The sequence below is a fragment of the Novimethylophilus sp. genome, from assembly GCF_036504375.1.
Taxonomy (GTDB): Bacteria; Pseudomonadota; Gammaproteobacteria; order Burkholderiales; family Methylophilaceae; genus Novimethylophilus.
Map to the genome: position 1 here is coordinate 1 of NZ_DASXVH010000080.1, position 20,398 is coordinate 20,398.

The following is a 20,398-nucleotide window of genomic DNA, read 5'->3' on the forward strand; positions in this document are numbered from 1 at the left end:
GAAAGTGAGCGTCATGGAAGCGCATGTTTTCGATCTGCTGCTGCGCTGGGCGCACTTCTTCGGCGGCCTGATCTGGGTGGGGCACAACTACGCCAGCGTGGTGCAGCGTCCCAGCTACCGCCCGCTGGCGCGCGAGGAACTCACCGGGGGCGAGGGCGCGACGTTCATGTCGCTGCTCAACCGCGAGCACGGCACGTTCCGCTATGCCTCGGTAGTGACCTGGGTCGCCGGCATGCTGATGCTGTGGCAGCGCGGCTGGCTCATGGACGCGCTCACCCTCAAGGGCTATTTCGCGGTGATCGGCACCGGCATGTGGATAGGCACGCTGATGCTGGCCAACCTGTGGCTGGTGCTGTGGCCGCACCAGAAAAAGGTACTGGGCTTCGTGCCGGCCCCGGTCGACGAGCGCATCCGCTGCGCGCGCATCACCTGGCTGTCGTCGCGCGTCAATACCATGCTGTCGATCCCGCTGATGTTCTTCATGGCGGCCAGTTCCCATGGCGCTGCCATTTTTGGCTGAAGCGGGTAGCACGCCGCGCATCTTCAACTTTGCCTCCGGTCCCGGTGTGATGCCGGCGGCAGTATTGGCGCAGGCGCAGCGCGAGCTGTTCGACTGGAATGGCAGCGGGCTATCCATGCTGGAACTGCCGTTCACCGGCGAGGATTTCAAGAGCGTCATGTGGCGAGCCCAGGATAGCCTGCGGGCGCTGCTCGCGGTCCCCGACAACTACCGTATCCTGTTCATGCACGGCGGCGCCTCAGCGCAGTTCTCGCTGCTGCCGCTCAACCTGCTGGGTGGCGCCGAGCGCGCGGACTATCTGGAAACCGGCTACTGGTCGCGCCGGGCCGTCACCGAGGCGCGCCGCTATTGCGCGGTCAACATTGCGGCCAGTACCGGGGGTACGGACTTCGACCGCATGCCCGTGCAGGAGGAGCTGCACCTCGATCCTGGCGCCGCCTATTGCCACTACACCAGCAACGAAACCGCCAATGGCGTGCAGTTCCATCGGGTGCCCGACAGCGGTGCGGTGCCGCTGGTGGCGGACATGACCTCGGACTTTCTCAGCCGGCCGCTCGACATCGCGCGCTATGGCATGATCTACGCCAGCTCGCAGAAAAACATCGGCCCGGCCGGCTTCACCGTCGTTATCGTGCGCGAAGACCTGCTCGGACGCGCCCATCCCGCCACGCCAACGCTGTTCGATTACCGCATGCAGGCTGAGGCCGGCTCTCTGCTCAACACGCCCGTCACTTTCGCCATCTATCTCGCCGGGCTGGTATTCCAGTGGCTGGCGGAAAGGGGCGGCGTGGCGGCGATGGAGTGCCGCAGCCTGGCGCGCAGCGCGCAGCTGTACCGGGCCATCGACGCCAGCGTCGGCTTCTACCGCTGCCCGGTGCAGCCCGCCCACCGCTCGCGCATGAACGTGTGCTTCATGTTGGCCGACAGCGCGCTCACGCCGCTGTTTCTGTCCGGGGCGGCCCGGCATGGCCTGGTCAACCTCAAAGGGCATTCCATGTTGGGCGGCGTCCGTGCCAGTCTCTACAACGCCATGCCGGATGAAGGCGTTAGCGCGCTGACGGCGTTCATGCGCAAATTCGCCGAGGAACACGCCCACCATGTATAAGACGCTTGCCGCGCTGACTTCACGGCTGGGCGCACCGCACACGCGCCGGTTGGCCGCCACTTCCATCCGCCTGGCCGGCGTGGTCAACCGCCTGCCGCCTCCGCCGCAACTGCGGCGCAGCGTCATGGGCTTGTCCTTCCCAGCGCCGCTGGGCTTGGCCGCCGGTTTCGACAAACATGGGGAACTGTATTCCGCGCTGCCCGGACTGGGTTTCGGCTTCGCCGAGATCGGCACCGTGACGCCGTTGCCTGAAACCGGGCGTAGTCGCGGTCTTGCCATGGTAATTGCCAATCTGGCGCGCCATCCTGCGCCGCGGTCGATTCCATTGGGTGTAAGCATCGGTATGAACCGCGCCACGCAACGCGAGCGGATGGCGGACGATTACCTCGCCTGCCTCGCGCAGGTATGGAACCACGCCGATTACATCGCGCTGAATCTGGGCGTGCGCGCCGGCCCCGATCTGCATCAGCCGGAACATCGGGCGGTGTTGCGCAGCGTACTGGCCGCGGTCAAGGAAGAGCAGGCGCGGCTGACGGCGGCCAGCGACCGGCGGCTGCCGATCGCGGTGAAGGTGGATCAGACGCGTGGCAACACGGATGCGCTGCTCGGTTGCGTGCGCGCATTTGCCTTCGACGGGCTCATTCTGAGCGGGGATGCCCTCGATGGCGGGGGGGGACGGGTGCTGGCGACGCTGGAGCAGGTTTCGGGAGCCTTGCACGGCGTGATGCCGGTGATCTCGGTGGGCGGTATCCGCACACCGCAGCATGTGCAGGACAGGCTGAACGCGGGGGCTGCGTTGCTGCAGGTGTATTCGGGGCTGGTGGAGTCCGGGCCATTACTGGTGCGCCGGATCAATCGCGGACTGATGCCGGATCAGGCCTGATTATTGGCAATCCTGGCCAGCGGCGGCGCTCGGCGCGATGGCCTGGCTTTGGTAGGAGGGCGAATCGGGGGCATGAGTTTGACGGTGAACAAGTACCTTGCATATCGAGAGAAGGAAGATCGCGCGGAAGTTCAAGCGCTTTTCTCGGGCGGCGCTGTGCGGAAATTGTGGCAGGCGGTCTGGCGGATCGGGCAGCAGCAGCCGCGGGGTAATAATATCCGACTAAAATCGACTGCAACCCTATCAAGCAAAAACCAATTAGGGCAGGAGCGATACAGTCTGCTTATTTTTTGTACGCCCAGGCTGCTGCTTCCAGCCGGTTGCTTAATTTCAATTTAATAAGCAAGTTCTTGGTATGAACTTTCACCGTGGAGAGGCTGATTCCCAAGGCATGGGCAATCGTTTTATTGTGAAATCCCAGAGTCAGGCACCTGAGTATTTCCGTTTCACGCCCCGTCAATGAAACTTCTTTTTCGTTTCTACTGGGCTTCAGATGAAGTGCTGCGCTTACGAGTTTTTCCATCAGGCTTTCTTGCAGTACGGTAACGCCGGACATCGCCTTCTTTAATTTGGCACAGAAATCCTCTGATACCCCGCCTTTAAGCAGATAACCGTCAGCACCGGTACGCAGCGCCTTTAGCAGATCATCCGCAGCGTCGGAGGCCGTCAGGACGATGCAGCATGTTGATGATTCGTATTCCTTGATATGTGCCAGTGTCGTCCATCCATTCATGTCTTTCATATCGAGGTCGAGCAATACCAGATCTGGCCTTAGCGCCTTTAGTTTTTCCAGCCCCTCCCAGCCTGATGCTGTTTCCCCGACCACTTCAAAATCCGGGGTTGCCGAAATGATCTGGCTAACTCCTCTGCGAAAAAGGGCGTGATCATCAATTATTAATACCTTGATGGCTGGGTTCATGATGTTTCCTGATGCCAAAAAGTGATGGATGGATGCACCGTAGAGGCCAGGGGAAGCTCCCTGGCCCCACAGGATTGATGCTCGCGATTATATTGATTAATTATTCTAATTATGTCAATTAATTGCTCATGTATTTTCTATGTTTTATACATAAATTGATTAAATGTTTAATATAATAGCCTATTAATTATGATCGTTGGATTAACATAAACCTATTAAATATATTAAGTTAATGAAAAAATGTGGAATTTTTACAAGGTAGCATGCGCCATATGGCTATACTTAATATCTATATAGAATACATGTTCAATTAATTTTATATAGAATAAATATTCTATGTTTCATCCCTGCGTGGTGTTGTCTCGCCCTAGACTTGGGTGGAGCCGGGGCAATGCGTCAAGTTGAATGCGGGTAAGGAACGGGCATGAATCGCCCAAAATCAAATAAATCGCTCCGAGCCTGAAACTCGGGCGAGTTTGGAATGTTTAGTTCGAAGCGCGGAAGCGAAGCGAGTCATGAGAAGGCATTATCCGAAGGCGAAGAGCTCTGCCGGATAAGCCTGCTGGAGCAGAGTATTTAATTGTTAGGTTTGGGCCCGGGAACGCCTATGCGAGCACGTACAAGATCTATGGTGATTTTATGGGCAGTCTCCAAAGTAATTCTTTTCGGGTCCAGGGCAAAACGCAGCCATAAGCCATACATGATGGCCATGATTCCTTCTGCGAAATCGTCGACCTGTTCCTCAGGAACGATCTCCAGGAGCGCCTGCTTCAGCTCATTGATAATATATTTTTCCAGTGTGCGTTCAATTTCAGCAAAATCTTCATTGACCGGCACGCGCCCCCAAAAAAACATCCATATCGAGATGGCTTCAGGTGTGCATTGCGAGGGGGCAAAGTTCGCATCGATGAGAGCATAGATTTTTTCCAAAGGGGATTTGGCCGCCGTTACACGCAACGCCATTTCACCGAGAAATCCACCCACCAGATCAAGCATGGTCGCTTTCAACAGTTCCTGCTTGTTCTTGAAATAGTGGCTGACTATGCTGCTTGAAGACAATCCCGCGCGCTCGCAAATTGCGGCCAAGGTGGGGTCGGCCAAACCGGTTTCATGGATGACCGACATTGTTGCATTCATCAATTCTTTCTTGCGAATAATCTTCATACCAAGCTTGGGCATGACGGATGACACCTTTATTTAAGCAGATGAAGAGTTTGGCAGATTGTAATTCATCATGGATGTTTCGACTCAATCTGACCGTTGCCCTTCTGGTTTGGCACTTCAGCATCCATAATTCGCGGAACAGGCAGCGATGACTACCGGAGATTCTTCCAAAACTTTTTTATTCCGGACGCCAAGCAAAGAACCTGACAGCATCACTCCAGGGCCTGTTGAGATTGGTGCCCATCAATGCACATCAGTCACCATAATTTTTGACGAACAACCGTGCGCAGATCAGGCAGATCAGGCTGGCGCCGCCAATGACCAGAATCGCTAAAACATCCGCCCCCGCGTAACCCCAGAATTCACTCATAGCTTGCTCCTCAGGGCAGCAATCCGGTATCAATCATTCTTGTTCTGCCGAAATCGGATAACTGGTAGCGGAACAGCAATCTGGGTTTGCCCTTAATCGTTTCCAGTTTTTTTTCGATGCGTGTGATCAGCCCGGCGGCGGCCAGCTCATCGAGCGCCACCCGCAAGTTCTTTTCCCAGTAGTCGCCAACCAGGTCATATTCCTTCAGCGCCTTGTCAATGAGATGATGATCCCATAGATTTGCGGCCATGCTTAATTCGACCAGCAGAAATCCTTTTTGATGGAGTTTCATACGCCTTCCATGGCGGTATCGGTATCGCGGAGTTGCGCGACTGATTCGGCTGATTCACTGAACATGACAAAACTGCCAAGGACGGTCAGCACCAGTCCGACGATGAAATACCATTGAGGCAGTTGTAACGTGAAAGCCGCGATGAAGATGAGCGCAAAAACCGCATAGAGATTGCCAACAGCTTCGCCTCGGCCGACACCGATGAGGCTGAAGCTCTTGTAGAAAGCGGTATAGCAGTAAGCGTGGCAGGCCGCCGCGAGGAATATCCATAACATCGCCTTGCCGTGAGTGACTGTGTCGATAATCAGGCTCTGGATGGGCAGGGCGGTGAATAAGCCCAGAGCGGGCAGGATGATCAAGCCCCAGAACATGATCTCGAAGGTAAAACGGCAGTGGATGCCGACATCGGGGTCCGACACGTCCATAGCGCGCGCCGCCACAGCCCCTTCGGTGCCCCAGCCGATGGCGGACATGATGCCGCCGACATAGCCCAGCCACGCGTTGTTATTCGAGATGTTCATTTCGCCAAACAGCCCCGGGCCGTATATCACCATGCCGCCAAATATGATGATGGCCATACCGATGGCTGCGCGCTGCGAGATTTTTTCCTTGTACCAGAGCCGTGCAATCACGGCGCCTATTACCGGATAGAAAAGCGAGGTGACGGCCGCAAATACCGGCCCGACGAAGCCCATCGCCATGTAGGATCCAAAAATTGCCATGGGTCCGCCGCAGAGCGAGGCGAGGGCATACCACTTGGAGATTTTACGAAAACGCACCATGGTGCGGCCATAATCCTTGACCTTGCCGAGGACGCCATTCCAAAGCAGGAGAAAGATGAACACGGTGATGGCGTGTACCCAAGTCATGACAGCAGTCGCTGCGAGCCGCAGGGACTGCTGGTCAGCTGGTATGTCTACATAGGGATGCTCAAACCAGAGCGCGGTGCCCGGCACATACCACGCGCCCCACAGGATGGCTGTCCACAACGCCCACATGAAGCCCCAGCGCTGGTTGCGTGCATAGTGAGCATGCAATGCCTGCGTCAGATGGGCGCCGATAGCTGTATCATTGGTCATGGAATTTTTGGGTATGCTTTGAGTATTGATGGTGATCCTTGCGGTTTCAATGCTAGCTCAACTGCTTTTGATGCATTACGCCGCGCCCGAAATGAAGTTATCGATGATATTAAAGGGTGCGTGGAGATTGAACATCATCTTGAAGGGGTAGTACCGGAGAGGTAGTACCTAAGAAGTATTTTTCTTGCAGATATTTCGTAGTTGAATAGGCTGGTGGCGCAAGATTGGATGGAATGGGATATCTATTCGTGTGCAGGATGACGTCTTGCATTATTCATCATGGATTATCTGCTACGAATGCATCTCAATGGGGGGGGCGAGCTTCGATCGTTACTTGATCGTAATCCGCACTTCAAATAGGACCCTGCCGTTCCGTCCCCGCCGTGCCGGCCAAAGCCAGCGCGAGAATGATCTGGACGACGAATGCACCCGCGGCGAATAGCGCCAGAGTCCAGCCAGCCTCGGAGCCCAGGCCGGCCATCAGCCCCCCGGCGAGCAGGATCAACGCACGCGCGCCGCTGCCGAACCCCAGATGCTTGCGTACTGCCTGGTGCCAGGCGGTCTGGCGGCCGGGCCGCAGCCACAGTGGCAGCAGATAGCTGACCGCCCCGGTCACCAGCGGCATCAGGAAGGCGACGATGAAGGCGGCGACCGGGTTGAAGCCGATGCGGAAAGTGCCGTGCGCGGTGCCCAGCGCCAGCACGGCCATAAAGCCCGTCAGCGCGGCCGCGAGCGACGGCATTGCGCCGTGCGGCGTGAAAATTTGTGGCGCATACAACTTGCGCCAGGCGTTGAAGATGCCGGCCAGCGGAACCGCGAGCAGTACTAGGCCGATCCAGGCGAGGGCGGGATGCCAGGCGGCGGCGCAGGCCGTTGCCAGCGTTCCGGCGCCTATCCATTTCAGATGGCGGCGCATGCGGGCGGCGACGCCTGGGTCCGGCTTCTGCGCGGCGGTGGGCAGCAGCACTTGCAGCGTGCCCAACGCGGTGATGCCGACGAATCCCAGCGTGTTCAAGTGCAGATGCAGCAGGCGCAGCGCGGCGCGCTGACCGGGCAGCCAGCGGCCAATGATGATCGCGCACAACCCGGCGAACAGGCAGGCGAGCGCGGCCAGGTACCAGTCGAGGCAGGGATGCGGCGCACCTATGGTTTTGCGGCGCAGGCGCCAGACCCAGAGGGCCAGCGCGATAACGGCGCTGCCGGAAAAAATCGCGCCGAGGTAATGCGCGGTGGGGGTGAATTGCGGGTAGGAAAAATACAGCACAACCAGAAAACCGCCGGGCAGCGCAGCCAGCGGCACGGCACGCAGCAACGGGCCGGCCGGGCCGCTGCGCGTCAGCACCGGCACGAAATGCGCCATCGCGGCGAGGATCAGCGGCAGGATGCCGATGGCGAACACGATGTGATAGCCGACGATCGCTGCGCTCCTGCCCGCTGGAAACAGGCTGGAGGCAGCGACGAACGTCAGCAGCGTGAACGCAACCTGGAACGGCAACACCGGTGCGGTTGAGCGTCAGGTACGCACGAAGTCGATCACGACCCCGGCGGGGCCGCGCTCCAGATACTGGATGGACACGTCGTCGCCGTAGCGCTGCGTGAGCTGGTCCAGCAGCGGTAAGGGGTCGTGGTCGTTGACGAAGCGCATGGTTTCGCCGCTGTTCAGCGCGTCGAGCGCGCCGAAGATCGCCGCATGGCGGAAGCGCTTGGCAATGCCGCGCGCGTCGAACGGGTAGATTTGCTCCGGCAGAAGATGGAGATGGGCTTGTGACATGGAGTTTCCTTTCATGAATGATGCGGATGTCCGCGTGGGGTGATAAAAACTTAGCGTTCCGCTCGAGCAATTTGCCGGTTACCGCGGATCACGGCGCCCACCGTGCTCAGCACGAACAGCAGCAGTGCCAACGCATTGAGCGCTCCGCCGGCGCTGCGGCAGTGCGGTATCTGCAGCAGGTCGCCGGCAATGCGGGCGGCAAGCGAGACATGCAGGACGAGCAGCGGCACATAGAAGGTCGGGTGGTAAGCCATTTTTATTCTGGCCACGGCCGGCAAGATGATGGGGGCATGGCCGAAGATCATGGAGAACACGAAGCCCAACAGCACGGCGTGCAGGAAGGCGTCATAGCTGGATCCCGGCATCAGTTGCGGCGTAAATAGGCCGATCACCGCCCCGACCAGCAGCCAGGCATAGCCGGAGAGTAGGCAGGCCGCAATGAAGCGGGTCAGCCCCTGCTGCCGGATGGTGCGACGCGCCACATCCTGGCGCAGGAACCACAGCGCGAGCGCGAACAGGGCTGTCGCCAACAATCGCGGGTTGCCCGTGCTCGATAGCGAGGCCAGCAGGGTACCCGCCAGGAATACGGCGATGATGACGAAGAAGGCCATTTTGCTGTTCGGCGAGGGCGGCAGGAATCGCGACAGTTCAAGCCGTTCGCCGGCGATGGTCAGCACCAGAAAGCCTATCCACCACGGGACCACCTGGGCGATGCCCAGTCCGCCCAGCCACAATAGACTACCGAGCAGCCAGCACAGGGCGCCCAGCAGCAGGGTCAAGGTGAACAGGGCGCGCTGGCGCAGGAACACCTGCACCGAGGCGGCAGCGAAAACGACGCCCCCCGCAGCCAGCAGCCCGGCCCCTATCTGCCAGGGAAACCCGGCAACGAGCGCCAATCCGCCCAGGGCGGTGGAGAAGGGGGCCAGGTAGGCCCAGCGCTGGCCGATGGCGACGCTGCGCTCCAGCGCGATGACGGTGCCGAGAAAGCCGCCTGCCATCAGCGAGCCGTGCAACGCCGACAGATCGGTGGATGGCAACGGAAACTGCCAGCCCAGACGCCACAGACCGCTGCCTATGCCCAAGGCCAAGCAGATAAATCCCGCCATCAGCAGCGGCATGCGATAAGACACCGGCAGGTCGCGCTTCATGGAGCTTGCCTGGTCAGGCGCAGCAGGCGGTGGTTCGGCCGATGCGCGCCTGCCATACCTCCGGCCCCTGTTCCACATAGGCCCAGGTGAAAAGCTCGCCCAGCTCCGCCTGAAATTGGTAGTACAGCGGCTTGGGGTCGTGATCGTTGATCAATAGCATGGCTTCGCCCGGCAGCAGCTGGTTGAAGGTGTCGAATATCAACGGATGCCGCAGTCGCGGTGCGATGTCGCGCACATCGACGGTGGTCTTGACGGCTGGATTGCTCATGGTGTTTTCTCCGGTGTGATTTAAAAAGGGTAATCCCAGCCCAGCCGATGCTTGGCTGCGGCCGATATCATGCTGGGTTCCCAGGGCGGCTCCCACACCAACTGGACATCGACTTGCATATTGCCGGGCAGCGCGCGGATCAGTTCCGTACGGGCCTCGTCCATCACCATCGAACCCATCGGGCATGCCGGCGTGGTCATGGTGAGATTCACCCTGGCGGTCTCTCCCTCGACCTCCAGGCCGTACACCAGCCCGAGATCCACGATGTTTTCGCCGATCTCCGGGTCGACGACCCGCAGCAAGGCGTCGCGGACCGTCATCTCCAGCGGGGAGAGGGTTTCGTTGCAGGTTTTCATGTCATGGACATTCTTAAAGATGTATGTAAAATACGTCTTTAATGTAGCACAGCGGTTTTTGATAAGCAATATCTAAAATGTATCTTATGGAATGTTATGCATCTCACTGCCTTTTCCGACTACAGCATGCGCGTGCTGATTTATCTCGCGCTCCAGCGCGGCCAGCTGGCGACCATTGCGGAGATTGCCCGGGCTTACGGGATTTCCGAGAACCATCTGATGAAGGTGGTGCACCACCTGGCGCAGCGCGGCTACGTGGAGACGGTGCGCGGCAAGGGGGGCGGCTTGCGGCTGGTGCGCGATCCGGACAGCGTCAATATCGGGGTACTGGTACGCGATACGGAAGGCAATGCCAGCCTGCTGGAATGCCTGGATGCCGAAAGCTCCTGCTGTATCCAGCCCGCCTGCAGATTGGTCGGCATATTGCGCGAAGCGCAGGCCGCACTGTTTGCGGTACTGGACAAATACACCCTGGCCGATCTGCTGCATAAAAAAGAGATGCCGCTGACCAGGATTCTGATGGTTCCGAAGTTGCAGGCAGGAGAGCAATGATGCGCTACCCGGCATTTTTCGACGCTGTGCCCAAAATAGCGCTGTACGATCCGCTGGCCGAATTCCTGGGGGCGGCAGACGAGGGCATCGTGGAATACGCTTACCTCGACGCGGTCAAGCTGGCTGGACATTCCTGTCCGACGGTGGCCTCGGCCTACTGGATGACCTACAAGGCGCTGGCAGCGCTGTATCGGGAAGAACTGCCGCAGCGCGGTAATATCCGGGTGGAGTTCGGCAAGGCACATACTGATGGCGTCACCGGCGTCATCGCCAATGTCGTCAGCCTGCTGACAGGCGCCGCCGCCGATGCCGGATTCAAGGGCATCGGCGGGTATTTCGATCGCAGGGACAAGCTGCTGTTTGCGGTCGATATGCCGGCCGAGCTACGTTTCACGCGCATCGATAGCGGCCAGGCGGTGCGCGTAGCAGTGGACCTGCAATCCGTTCCGTTGTTGCCGCGCGTGCGGGAGCTGTTGCCGAGATGCCTGGACGGCCGCGCCGGCGTTGATGAACGCACGGAGTTCCGGGAGTTGTGGCAGGGCCGGGTCAAGGCTATTTTGCTGAATCATGCTGCCGACCCGCAGGTGTTTGCGGTTGCGGCGGCGTAACCGTACTTTCAGTCGCTCGGCTGCTGCACATTTAGCTGCGGTTCCGCGTCTCTTGCGGGAACAAACCAGGCCAGCTTCGCGCGCAGTCCGACGACTTCGCCGACGATGGTGAGGCTGGGCGATTTGAGCCTGGCAGCCGCGACCAGCGCCGGCAGCGTCGCCAGCGTGCCGGCGACCACGCGCTGATGTCGGGTGGTGCCCTGCTGCACCACGGCGGCGGGCATCGCCGGCGGCAAGCCGTGCGCGATCAGCTGGCGGCAGATTTCCGCCAGGCCCCCTAACCCCATATAGATCACCACTGTCTGGTGCGGGCGCGTCAACGCGGTCCAGTCCAGGTTGACCGTGCCGTCGCGCAGATGCCCGGTCGCAAACAGCACCGACTGGGCATGGTCGCGGTGCGTGAGCGGAATGCCGGTATAGCTGGAAACACCGTTGGCGGCCGAAATGCCCGGCACCACCTGGAAGGGAATGCCGTGCGCGGCCAGCATGTCGATTTCCTCGCCGCCGCGCCCGAAAATGAACGGGTCGCCGCCTTTCAGGCGCAGCACGCGCCGGCCGTCCAGTGCCAGGCGCACCAGCAGCGCGTTGATTTCCTCCTGCGGCAGGGTGTGGTTGCCGCACGCCTTGCCGACGTGGATGCGCTCGGCATCGCATCGCACCAGATCCATGACTTCGTCGCTGACCAGGTTGTCATGCACCACCACGTCGGCCTGTTGCATCAGCCGCAGTGCGCGGAGGGTCAGCAGATCCGGGTCTCCCGGCCCGGCGCCGACCAGATAGACCTCGCCAGCCGCCGCCTGCGCGGAGCTGTCCGCTGACCCGGCGCTAAAAATGGGTAGTTGATCCATGCGGGAAATCTACCCTATGCGGCACTCAAGAATCTTGATGTATATCAAGGAATGTGGTCATTAATTAGGACATTCTGCTCGCAAAGTAGCTAATTATATCAATCACATCTTTGGAGGACGGGATATGGAGTTGCATAAAGCACATTGGATGGGCACGCTGGCGCTGTCGGCGCTGGTGCTCGCGGTGAATGCAGTCTACGCCGACGGCAGCAAGAATGCCGAAAGCCAGTACCAGTCGGCCGCTTCGCCGCTGGCCGGTGAGGAGATGCACCAGAACATCAACCCCAAGGCGCCGCCGATGACGGAGAAGGAGTTCGTCGCGGCCAAGGAAATCTACTTCCAGCGCTGCGCCGGCTGCCACGGCGTGCTGCGCAAGGGCGCCACCGGCAAGCCGCTGACCCCGGACAAGACGCTGGCCAACGGCACCGATTATCTCAAAGTATTCATCAAGTACGGCTCCCCCGCCGGCATGCCGAACTGGGGCACTTCCGGCGAACTCACCGATGCCCAGGTCGACCTGATGGCGCGCTACGTGCAGCAGGAACCACCCACCCCGCCGGAATATGGCATGAAGGAGATGGAGGCGAACTGGAAGGTGATCGTGCCGCCAGCGCAGCGCCCCAAGAAGAAGGAAAACAACCTCAACCTGGAGAATCTATTTTCGGTGACCTTGCGTGACGCCGGCCAGATCGCGCTGATCGACGGCGACAGCAAGCAGATCGTCAATGTCATCAAGACCGGCTACGCGGTGCACATCTCGCGCATGTCGGCTTCCGGGCGCTACTTGTACGTGATCGGTCGCGACGCCAGGATCAACCTGATCGACCTGTGGATGGCCAAGCCGGATACCGTGGCCGAGATCAAGGTCGGCCTGGAGGCGCGCTCGGTGGAGACCTCCAAGTACAAGGGCTATGAGGACAAGTACGCCGTCGCCGGCACCTACTGGCCGCCGCAGTACGTGATCATGGAAGGCGACACCATGAAGCCGCTGAAAATCGTTTCCACCCGCGGCTTGACCGTCGACCCGCAGGAATACCATCCGGAACCGCGCGTGGCCTCCATCGTGGCTTCGCACTACCACCCCGAGTTCGTGATCAACGCCAAGGAAACCGGCAAGATCAGCATGGTGGACTACAGCGACCTCAACAACCTCAAGACCACCACCATCGACGCCGCGCGCTTCCTGCACGACGGCGGTTTCGACTCCACCGGGCGCTATTTCCTGGTGGCGGCCAACGCCTCCAACAAGGTGGCCGTGGTGGATACCAAGGACGACAAGCTGGCCGCGCTGGTGGAAGTGGGCAAGACCCCGCACCCCGGCCGCGGCGCCAACTTCGTCGATCCTCAGTTCGGTCCGGTCTGGGCCACCGGGCATCTGGGAGATGAAAGCATCTCGCTGATCGGCACCGACCCGGTGCAGCACAAGGACCAGGCGTGGAAGGTGGTGCGCTCGCTGAAGGGGCAGGGCGGCGGCTCGCTGTTCATCAAGACCCATCCCAAGTCGAAGAACCTGTGGGTGGATACGCCGCTCAACCCGGAAGCCAAGGTCAGCCAGTCGGTGGCGGTGTATGACATCGGCCATCTCGACAAGGGCTACACCATGCTGCCCATCGGTGAGTGGTCGGGCCTGGGCGAGGGTGCCAAGCGTATCGTGCAGCCGGAATACAACAAGGCCGGCGACGAAGTCTGGTTCTCGGTATGGAGCGCCAAGGACAAGCAATCAGCGATCGTGGTGGTGGACGACAAGACCCGCACGCTCAAGGCCGTGATCAAGGACTCCAAGCTGATCACGCCGACCGGCAAGTTCAATGTCTACAACACGCAGCACGATGTTTATTAGGAGCCAACAGATGAAGACCGCAATGACTGTCGTTTTCGCTGCCGGCGCCTTGCTGGCCGGCCCGGTGGCTGTAGCCGACCCGGCAGCGCTGCTGCAAAAGGGCGGTTGCGCAGCCTGCCACAGCATGGACAAGAAGATCCTGGGCCCGGCGTTCAAGGATGTCGCCGCCAAGTACAAGGGCCAGGATGTCGAAGCCGTGCTGATCAAGAAGGTAAAGGAAGGCGGCAGCGGCGTCTGGGGACCGATGCCGATGCCGCCCAACGCCGGCAAGCTGGCCGACGACGAGTTCAAGGCCGTGGTCGAATGGGTTCTTGCCCAATAGTTTTATCGTCTTGCTGTTCCTCCCTGGCAATAAAGACGATGCGGGGCGTGAGCCCCGCTTTTTTTAAATGGTGGGTTCTGGTGTTGGCGCTGGCCAGCGGCCATGCCTGTGCCGGAGACGGCAACCCCGACCGCGAGCGGCAGGGCGAGCTGATTCGGCTGATACGCCACGATTGCGGCTCCTGCCACGGTCTCACGCTCGCAGGCGGGCTGGGCCCGGCATTGTTGCCGGACACTTTGCGCGGCAGGCCGGCGCAAAGCCTCGCGCAAACCATATTGCACGGCCGCGCCGGAACACCGATGCCGTCCTGGGGCCGGTTCGTGAGCGAGGCGGAAGCAGAGTGGATGGTGCAACAGTTGATGAAGGGGCTGCCCGATGCGCGCTAGGCTATTGTTGACGGTCTTGCTGGTGATTCTTGCCGGCTGTGCCGGGGCTCCGCTGCGCGGCACCGGCGATCTCGGTGTTGTCATCGAGCGCGAAAGCGGTCGGCTGCAGATCGTGGACACCAGCCAGCGCCGGCGGCTCGGCCAAGTGGCGGGGCTAGGCGACCTGTCGCACGCCTCCGTGGTCTACGCGCGCGACGGGCGCTACGCCTACGTGTTCGGCCGCGACGGGGGCTTAAGCAAGGTCGATCTGCTGCGCCAACGCATCGACAAGCGCATCCTGCAGGCCGGCAACAGCATAGGCGGCGCGATCTCGCAGGACGGCCGCTTCGTCGCGGCGCAGAACTATACGCCGGGCGGCGTCAAGGTATTCGATGCCGCCACGCTGGCACCGGTGGCGGATATTCCCACCGCCTACGGCGACGGCCGGCTGTCCAAGGTCGTCGGGTTGGCGGATGCGCCCGGCAACCGCTTCGTGTTCAGCCTGTTCGACGCCGGTGAAATCTGGGTGGCCGACCTGAGCGACCCGACCAAGCCGCAGCTCAGCAAGTTCAAAAACATCGGCAAACAGCCTTACGACGGTCTGGTGACGCCCAACGGCCGCTATTACCTGGCCGGCCTGTTCGGCGAGGACGGGCTGGCGCTGCTCGATCTGTGGCACCCGGAGCGCGGCGTCGCGCGCATTCTCGACGGCTACGGGCACGGCGAGGAAAAACTTCCCGTGTACAAGATGCCGCACCTGCGCGGCTGGGCCATCGCCGGTGGCCTTGCTTACCTGCCCGCAGTCGGCCGTCACGAAGTGCTGGTGGTGGAGACGCAGCACTGGCGCGAAGTGGCGCGCATCTCCGTGGCCGGACAGCCGGTGTTCGCCATCGCCCGCCCGGACGGGCGCCAGGTGTGGGTCAATTTCGCGTTCCCCGACAACGGGAAGGTAGAGGTGATCGATAGCGAAACGCAGCAGGTCGTGCATACGCTGCAGCCGGGAAGAGCGGTGCTGCACCTGGAATTCACGCCGCGCGGCGAGGCGGTTTGGATATCGTCGCGCGACGACAACAAGGTGGTGGTGTACGACACCAATAGCTTCGCACCGCTGGCGGAACTGCCGGCGGCCAATCCCAGTGGGATTTTCTTTACTAACCGGGCAGGAAAGACAGGATTCTAGTGTGAACACGCCCTATATGAACGGCTATAACGACATAGAAGCGCGATTGCTCAACAACTTCCAGCATTATTTTCCGCTGGTATGCCGGCCTTTCCGCAACATCGGCACGCAAGTCGGTCTGGACGAAACCGAGGTGATCGACCGCTTCGGCCAATTGGCCGAAGACGGCGTTATCAGCCGTATCGGCCCCGTGTTCAGCCCGGGCAGTATCGGCGCCAGCACGCTGGCGGCGCTGGCGGTGCCGGCAGCGTGCGTGGAAGAAATCGCGGCCTGGCTCAATACTTTCCCGGAAATCAATCACAACTATGAGCGTGAGCACGACTACAACCTGTGGTTTGTCGTCGCAGCACCCGATCAAGGCCGGCTCAATGCCGTGCTGAACAGGATCGCGAACCATGTCGGCTTTTCCATGCTGGTGTTACCTATGGTGGAACGCTATCACATCGATCTCGGCTTCGACCTCAACGGCAAGGGCCGCCATGCACGATGCACTGCCGGCCAGGGTGCGCGCGTGCAGTTGAACGACGAGCAGACGGCGATAGTTGCCGCCCTGCAATCCGGTATCCGGCTCGAGCGCGAGCCATTCTCCGCCATCGGTTCATGTGTGCGCATGGATGAGGATGCCGTCATCAACCAGGTCGTGCTGTGGCGCATGCGCGGCGTGATCAAGCGTTTCGGCGTGGTGGTGCGGCACCACGAACTGGGCTACCGGGAGAACGCCATGACAGTGTGGGACGTGCCGGATGAACTGGTGGACGAGATCGGCAGGATAGTCTCGCAGCAGGACGGCGTGACCTTGTGTTACCGCCGTTCGCGCTGCTTGCCGGAATGGCCCTACAATCTGTTCTGCATGGTGCACGGCACCGACCGTACCGTGGTTCAGGCGCAGATCGCCCAACTGGTGGGCAATGCCGGGCTGGCTGCTTTCCCCTCCCAAACGCTGTTCAGTCGCCGCCGCTTCAAGCAATGCGGCGCACGCTATGCAGGAGTGTCCGATGGACGAGCTTGACCGCGCTATGATCAATCATCTGCAGGGTGGTTTTCCGCTGTGCGAACGGCCATTCCAGGAGGTTGCGGCGCAACTCGGCATCGGCGAGGATGAGCTGATTGTCCGTCTCGGAAAGCTGTTGGATGAAAAAGTGTTGACCCGTTTTGGCCCGATGTACCAGATCGAACGCATGGGTGGTGCCTTCAGCCTGGCCGCGATGCGCGTGCCGGAGGAGGATTTCGAGCGCGCCGCGGCCATCGTCAATGCGCTGCCGGCGGTGGCGCACAATTACCGGCGCGAACACGCATTCAATATGTGGTTTGTGCTGGCGACGGAAACGCCGCAAGGCATCCATGAGACCATCGCCAGCATTGAGGCGGAAACCGGCTACCCGGTATGCAATATGCCCAAGGAGCGCGAATATTTCGTTGGCCTGAGGTTCGCGGCATGAGCCAGAAACTTGCCCTCGACAGCATCAGTCGCCGTATCGTGCAGGCTACGCAAGCCGGGCTGCCGCTGTCGCCGCGGCCCTATAACGCCATCGCCGAGCAGCTCGGCATCGCTCCCGAGGAAGTCATCCGCCGGCTGCGGGCGATGCTGGAGCATGGCATCATCCGTCGCATCGGCGCGGTGCCAAATCATTATGCGCTGGGCTACCGCGCCAACGGCATGACGGTATGGGACGTGATGAACGACCATGTCGACGAACTGGGCGCCAAGGTGGGGGCGCTCGACTTCGTCAGCCACTGCTATCGCCGCCCGCGCCGCCTGCCAGGCTGGCGCTACAACCTGTTCGCGATGGTGCACGCCCATGACCGCGCGGAAGTGGAAGCGCAGGCCGCGCAGATCGCCGCGCTGCTTGGCGGGCATTGCCGCGCCCACACCATCCTTTACAGTTCGCAGATACTGAAGAAAACCGGGTTGAGGATTTAGCATGTTCCGCATCTCGCAATTCATGCAGGAAATCGTCAAGCCGACGCCGCTTGGCCCCAAGCGCAACGGTCGCCCCGAAGCATTGCCCGCATCCCCGGAGGTTGATCAGCCGGCGGAGGGAACATCAGCGGCTGTACATGGGGCGACAGCATCCCGCTCCGGGTTCGCACCTGCCTCCGGCAGGCACTGCTCCGCCCTACGCGGTCGCCCGGGTCCGGTGGTGATCTGGAACCTGGTGCGCCGCTGCAACCTGACCTGCCGGCATTGCTATTCGATCTCCGCCGACAAGGATTTTCCCGGCGAGCTGGATACGCAGGAAGTGTATACGGTGATGGACGACCTCACGGCGTTTCGCGTGCCGGTGCTGATCTTGTCCGGCGGCGAGCCCTTGCTGCGCCCGGATATTTTCGACATCGCGCGTCGCGCCAAGGGCATGGGCTTCTATGTCGGCCTGTCCTCCAACGGCACGCTGGTTACGCGCACCAATATCCGGGCGATTGCCGATACCGGCTTCGACTATGTCGGCGTCAGCCTGGACGGCATCGAGCACACGCATGACCGCTTCCGCCGCAAGGACGGGGCGTTCGAGGAATCCTTGCACGGGATTAGGCTATGCCGCGACGCCGGCATCAAGGTCGGCGTGCGCTTCACGCTGACGCAGGACAACGCGCACGACCTGCCGGCATTGCTGCAGCTGGTGGAGGAAGAAGGCATCGACAAGTTCTACCTGTCGCATCTCAACTACGCCGGACGCGGCAACAAGAACCGCGGCAGCGATGCCGTCACGGAAACTACGCGCCGCGCCATGGACCTGTTGTTCAACACCGCCTGGATGTATGCCGAGGCAGGCCGGCACAAGGAATTCGTCACCGGCAACAACGACGCCGACGGCGTTTACCTGCTGTTCTGGGTGCGGCGGCATTTTCCGCAGCTGGAAGGCCACATCCGCGCCCGCCTCGCGCAATGGGGCGGCAACAGCAGCGGCGTCAACGTCGCCAACATCGACAATCTCGGCAACGTGCATCCGGACACCATGTGGTGGCATCACAACCTCGGCAACGTGCGCGAGCGGCCGTTCTCGGCCATCTGGCAGGATACTTCCGATCCGCTGATGGCCGGCCTCAAGGCGGTGCCGCGCCAACTCAAGGGGCGCTGCGGCGCGTGCGGCTATTTCGACATCTGCGGCGGCAACACGCGCGTGCGTGCGCAGCAGCTCACCGGCGATCCTTGGCAGGAAGACCCGGCCTGCTACCTGAGCGACGCGGAAATCGGCGTATCGTCTTCTCCCGAACATTCCCAGTCATGCGTCTGCTCCTCCTCGCCGCGCTGATCTTGTCGGCAGGCGCGGCCGGCGCCGCCGACGCCCCGCAGCTGTTCCGCCAGCACTGCGCGGCCTGCCACGGTGCGGACCGCCTCGGCGGCAGCGGCCCGGCGCTGCTGCCGGAAAGCCTGGAGCGGCTGAAACCGGGGGAAGCGCTCAAGACCCTGGCGCAGGGCCGCGTTGCCACGCGCATGCCGGGGTTCGTCGACAAGCTCTCGGCCGATGAACTACAGGCGCTGGCGGACTACCTCTATACCCCGCTACCTCAGGCGCCGACATGGGGCGAGGCGGAAATCCGCGCCTCGCGCATCGAGCTTCACGCGCCCGGTAGCCTGCCGGACCAGCCGGCATTCGCGGCGGACATGCTCAACCTGTTCATCGTGGTGGAAAGCGGCGACCACCATGCGACCCTGCTGGACGGCGACAGTTTCGAGCCGATCAAGCGCTTTCCCACGCGCTTCGCGTTGCACGGCGGACCGAAATTCTCGCCGGATGGGCGCTATGTCTATTTCGCCTCGCGCGACGGCTGGGTGTCCAAGTTCGACATCTGGAACCTGCAATACGTCGCCGAAATCCGTACCGGCATCAATACCCGCAACATCGCCGTCTCCGGCGACGGGCGCTACGTAATGGCCGCCAATTACCTGCCGCATACCCTGGTGCTGCTGGATGCCGCCGACCTGTCGCTGCTCAAGACCATTGCCGTAGCCGACGTGGACGGCCATAGTTCGCGCGTGTCGGCGGTGTACGATGCAGCGCCGCGCAAGAGTTTCGTGGTAGCGCTGAAAGACGTGCCGGAACTGTGGGAAGTGAGCTACGACGACCATGCGCTACCGGTTTATCCGGGGCTGGTACACGACTATCAAACGGCGGAGGCGCTACCGCTGCCCGGCAAATTCAACCCGCGCCGCATCCGGCTCGAAACCGTGCTCGACGATTTCTTTTTCGACCGGAGCTATGCGTATCTGATCGGCGCGGCGCGCGAGGGCCGGGGGCAGGTGGTGAACCTGGACATGGGTCGCAAGATCGCCGACCTGCCGCTGTCCGGCATGCCGCACCTGGGCTCCGGCATCACCTGGCAATGGCAGGGGCGGGAGGTGCTGGCCACGCCCAACCTCAAGGATGGCGTCATCACGGTGATCGACATGCAGAACTGGCAGGTGGTGAAGCAGATCAAGACGCCCGGCCCCGGTTTTTTCATGCGCAGCCACGACAACACGCGCTATGCCTGGACCGACGTGTTCAATGGCGCAGCCAAGGACACGCTGCAGTTGATCGACAAGCAAACGCTGGAAGTCGCGGCGAGCGTGACCCCGTCACCCGGCAAGACCGCCGCCCACGTCGAATTCACCCGCGACGGCAGATATGCGCTGGTGAGCGTATGGGAAAACGACGGCGCGCTGGTGGTGTACGATGCGCAGACGCTGCATGAAGTGAAACGCCTGCCGATGAGCAAGCCTTCCGGCAAGTACAACGTTTACAACAAGATTACCCGCTCGTCCGGCACCAGTCATTAAAGAATTTCCCGAAGACTCGCGGGTGCGGCCGGGGTCCTTTGGCCTGCTC

The 20,398-nt window shown here is 61.1% G+C and carries 23 protein-coding genes and 1 pseudogene; 14 read left to right on the forward strand and 10 right to left on the reverse strand.

Annotation, left to right across the window (positions count from 1 at the left end):
• From VGK14_RS11495 to VGK14_RS11505, 3 genes are all read left to right on the forward strand, one after another.
• On the forward strand, positions 1 to 520 hold a 520-nt coding region (locus VGK14_RS11495), incomplete at its 5' end, for a urate hydroxylase PuuD (RefSeq protein WP_331509233.1).
• Positions 498 to 1,625 (forward strand): 3-phosphoserine/phosphohydroxythreonine transaminase, encoded by a 1,128-nt coding sequence (serC, locus tag VGK14_RS11500; RefSeq protein ID WP_331509234.1) that lies wholly within the window; start codon positions 498 to 500, stop codon positions 1,623 to 1,625. The genes VGK14_RS11495 and serC, both read left to right, overlap by 23 nt.
• Complete coding sequence (locus VGK14_RS11505) at positions 1,618 to 2,508, forward strand: hypothetical protein (protein WP_331509235.1); 891 nt, start codon at positions 1,618 to 1,620, stop codon at positions 2,506 to 2,508. The genes serC and VGK14_RS11505 overlap by 8 nt, the downstream gene beginning before the upstream one ends.
• Positions 2,509 to 2,791: 283 nt before the next feature.
• Here VGK14_RS11505 and VGK14_RS11510 read toward each other — a convergent pair whose 3' ends face one another.
• The 9 genes from VGK14_RS11510 to VGK14_RS11550 form a co-directional block, all read right to left on the reverse strand.
• Positions 2,792 to 3,427, reverse strand: coding sequence for a response regulator (locus VGK14_RS11510; protein WP_331509236.1), 636 nt, complete (start codon positions 3,425 to 3,427; stop codon positions 2,792 to 2,794).
• A 576-nt stretch (positions 3,428 to 4,003) separates the two neighbouring features.
• Entirely contained in the window at positions 4,004 to 4,606 is a 603-nt protein-coding gene (betI, locus tag VGK14_RS11515; RefSeq protein WP_331509237.1) for a transcriptional regulator BetI, read from the reverse strand.
• 365 nt (positions 4,607 to 4,971) lie between these two features.
• Positions 4,972 to 5,253 carry a hypothetical protein gene (locus VGK14_RS11520; protein ID WP_331509238.1) on the reverse strand — a complete coding sequence of 94 codons (282 nt, stop codon included), beginning with the start codon at positions 5,251 to 5,253 and terminating at the stop codon, positions 4,972 to 4,974.
• Positions 5,250 to 6,332, reverse strand: coding sequence for a DMT family transporter (locus VGK14_RS11525; RefSeq protein WP_331509239.1), 1,083 nt, complete (start codon positions 6,330 to 6,332; stop codon positions 5,250 to 5,252). The genes VGK14_RS11520 and VGK14_RS11525 overlap by 4 nt, the downstream gene beginning before the upstream one ends.
• A 352-nt stretch (positions 6,333 to 6,684) precedes the next feature.
• A complete protein-coding gene (locus VGK14_RS11530; RefSeq protein ID WP_331509240.1) occupies positions 6,685 to 7,827 on the reverse strand; it encodes a hypothetical protein in 1,143 nt (380 codons plus the stop codon).
• A gap of 18 nt (positions 7,828 to 7,845) precedes the next feature.
• Positions 7,846 to 8,103: a DUF2249 domain-containing protein gene (locus tag VGK14_RS11535; protein ID WP_331509241.1), complete on the reverse strand. Its 258-nt coding sequence runs from the start codon at positions 8,101 to 8,103 to the stop codon at positions 7,846 to 7,848.
• Positions 8,104 to 8,153: 50 nt separating this feature from the next.
• On the reverse strand, positions 8,154 to 9,251 hold the full coding sequence (locus VGK14_RS11540; protein ID WP_331509242.1) for a hypothetical protein: 1,098 nt from the start codon (positions 9,249 to 9,251) through the stop codon (positions 8,154 to 8,156).
• A gap of 13 nt (positions 9,252 to 9,264) precedes the next feature.
• A complete protein-coding gene (locus VGK14_RS11545) occupies positions 9,265 to 9,519 on the reverse strand; it encodes a DUF2249 domain-containing protein (RefSeq protein ID WP_331509243.1) in 255 nt (84 codons plus the stop codon).
• 20 nt (positions 9,520 to 9,539) lie between these two features.
• The gene (locus tag VGK14_RS11550) at positions 9,540 to 9,875 is read right to left on the reverse strand and encodes a metal-sulfur cluster assembly factor (protein ID WP_331509244.1); all 336 of its coding nucleotides are present in this window, start codon (positions 9,873 to 9,875) and stop codon (positions 9,540 to 9,542) included.
• Positions 9,876 to 9,971: 96 nt separating this feature from the next.
• Here VGK14_RS11550 and VGK14_RS11555 point away from each other — a divergent pair, with 96 nt between their 5' ends.
• Both VGK14_RS11555 and VGK14_RS11560 read left to right on the forward strand, forming a co-directional pair.
• Positions 9,972 to 10,427 (forward strand): Rrf2 family transcriptional regulator, encoded by a 456-nt coding sequence (locus VGK14_RS11555; RefSeq protein ID WP_331509245.1) that lies wholly within the window; start codon positions 9,972 to 9,974, stop codon positions 10,425 to 10,427.
• On the forward strand, positions 10,424 to 11,035 hold the full coding sequence (locus VGK14_RS11560; protein WP_331509246.1) for a hypothetical protein: 612 nt from the start codon (positions 10,424 to 10,426) through the stop codon (positions 11,033 to 11,035). Before VGK14_RS11555 ends, VGK14_RS11560 begins: the two co-directional genes overlap by 4 nt.
• 8 nt (positions 11,036 to 11,043) lie before the next feature.
• Here VGK14_RS11560 and cobA read toward each other — a convergent pair.
• Positions 11,044 to 11,832, reverse strand: a pseudogene (gene cobA, locus VGK14_RS11565) (uroporphyrinogen-III C-methyltransferase); the annotation flags it as partial.
• Between the two features lie 181 nt (positions 11,833 to 12,013).
• On the opposite strand from cobA, the gene VGK14_RS11570 reads away from it, so the two are divergent.
• Genes VGK14_RS11570 through VGK14_RS11610 form a run of 9 tightly spaced genes read left to right on the forward strand, consistent with a single transcriptional unit; the run spans position 12,014 to position 20,349 of the window.
• Positions 12,014 to 13,723 carry a nitrite reductase gene (locus tag VGK14_RS11570; protein WP_331509247.1) on the forward strand — a complete coding sequence of 570 codons (1,710 nt, stop codon included), beginning with the start codon at positions 12,014 to 12,016 and terminating at the stop codon, positions 13,721 to 13,723.
• A gap of 10 nt (positions 13,724 to 13,733) precedes the next feature.
• The gene (locus tag VGK14_RS11575; protein ID WP_331509248.1) at positions 13,734 to 14,045 is read left to right on the forward strand and encodes a c-type cytochrome; all 312 of its coding nucleotides are present in this window, start codon (positions 13,734 to 13,736) and stop codon (positions 14,043 to 14,045) included.
• A gap of 47 nt (positions 14,046 to 14,092) precedes the next feature.
• Positions 14,093 to 14,431: a cytochrome c gene (locus VGK14_RS11580; RefSeq protein ID WP_331509249.1), complete on the forward strand. Its 339-nt coding sequence runs from the start codon at positions 14,093 to 14,095 to the stop codon at positions 14,429 to 14,431.
• Positions 14,421 to 15,590, forward strand: a complete 1,170-nt coding sequence (locus VGK14_RS11585) for a cytochrome D1 domain-containing protein (protein WP_331509250.1) — start codon at positions 14,421 to 14,423, stop codon at positions 15,588 to 15,590. The genes VGK14_RS11580 and VGK14_RS11585 overlap by 11 nt, the downstream gene beginning before the upstream one ends.
• Before the next feature lies 1 nt (position 15,591).
• Positions 15,592 to 16,599, forward strand: coding sequence for an Lrp/AsnC family transcriptional regulator (locus tag VGK14_RS11590; protein ID WP_331509251.1), 1,008 nt, complete (start codon positions 15,592 to 15,594; stop codon positions 16,597 to 16,599).
• Entirely contained in the window at positions 16,586 to 17,029 is a 444-nt protein-coding gene (locus VGK14_RS11595) for an AsnC family transcriptional regulator (RefSeq protein ID WP_331509252.1), read from the forward strand. Before VGK14_RS11590 ends, VGK14_RS11595 begins: the two co-directional genes overlap by 14 nt.
• Positions 17,026 to 17,511 carry an Lrp/AsnC family transcriptional regulator gene (locus VGK14_RS11600; RefSeq protein WP_331509253.1) on the forward strand — a complete coding sequence of 162 codons (486 nt, stop codon included), beginning with the start codon at positions 17,026 to 17,028 and terminating at the stop codon, positions 17,509 to 17,511. Before VGK14_RS11595 ends, VGK14_RS11600 begins: the two co-directional genes overlap by 4 nt.
• A 1-nt stretch (position 17,512) precedes the next feature.
• Positions 17,513 to 18,841: a heme d1 biosynthesis radical SAM protein NirJ gene (gene nirJ, locus VGK14_RS11605; RefSeq protein ID WP_331509254.1), complete on the forward strand. Its 1,329-nt coding sequence runs from the start codon at positions 17,513 to 17,515 to the stop codon at positions 18,839 to 18,841.
• Positions 18,814 to 20,349, forward strand: coding sequence for a cytochrome D1 domain-containing protein (locus tag VGK14_RS11610; protein WP_331509255.1), 1,536 nt, complete (start codon positions 18,814 to 18,816; stop codon positions 20,347 to 20,349). Before nirJ ends, VGK14_RS11610 begins: the two co-directional genes overlap by 28 nt.
• Positions 20,350 to 20,398: the final 49 nt, after the last annotated feature.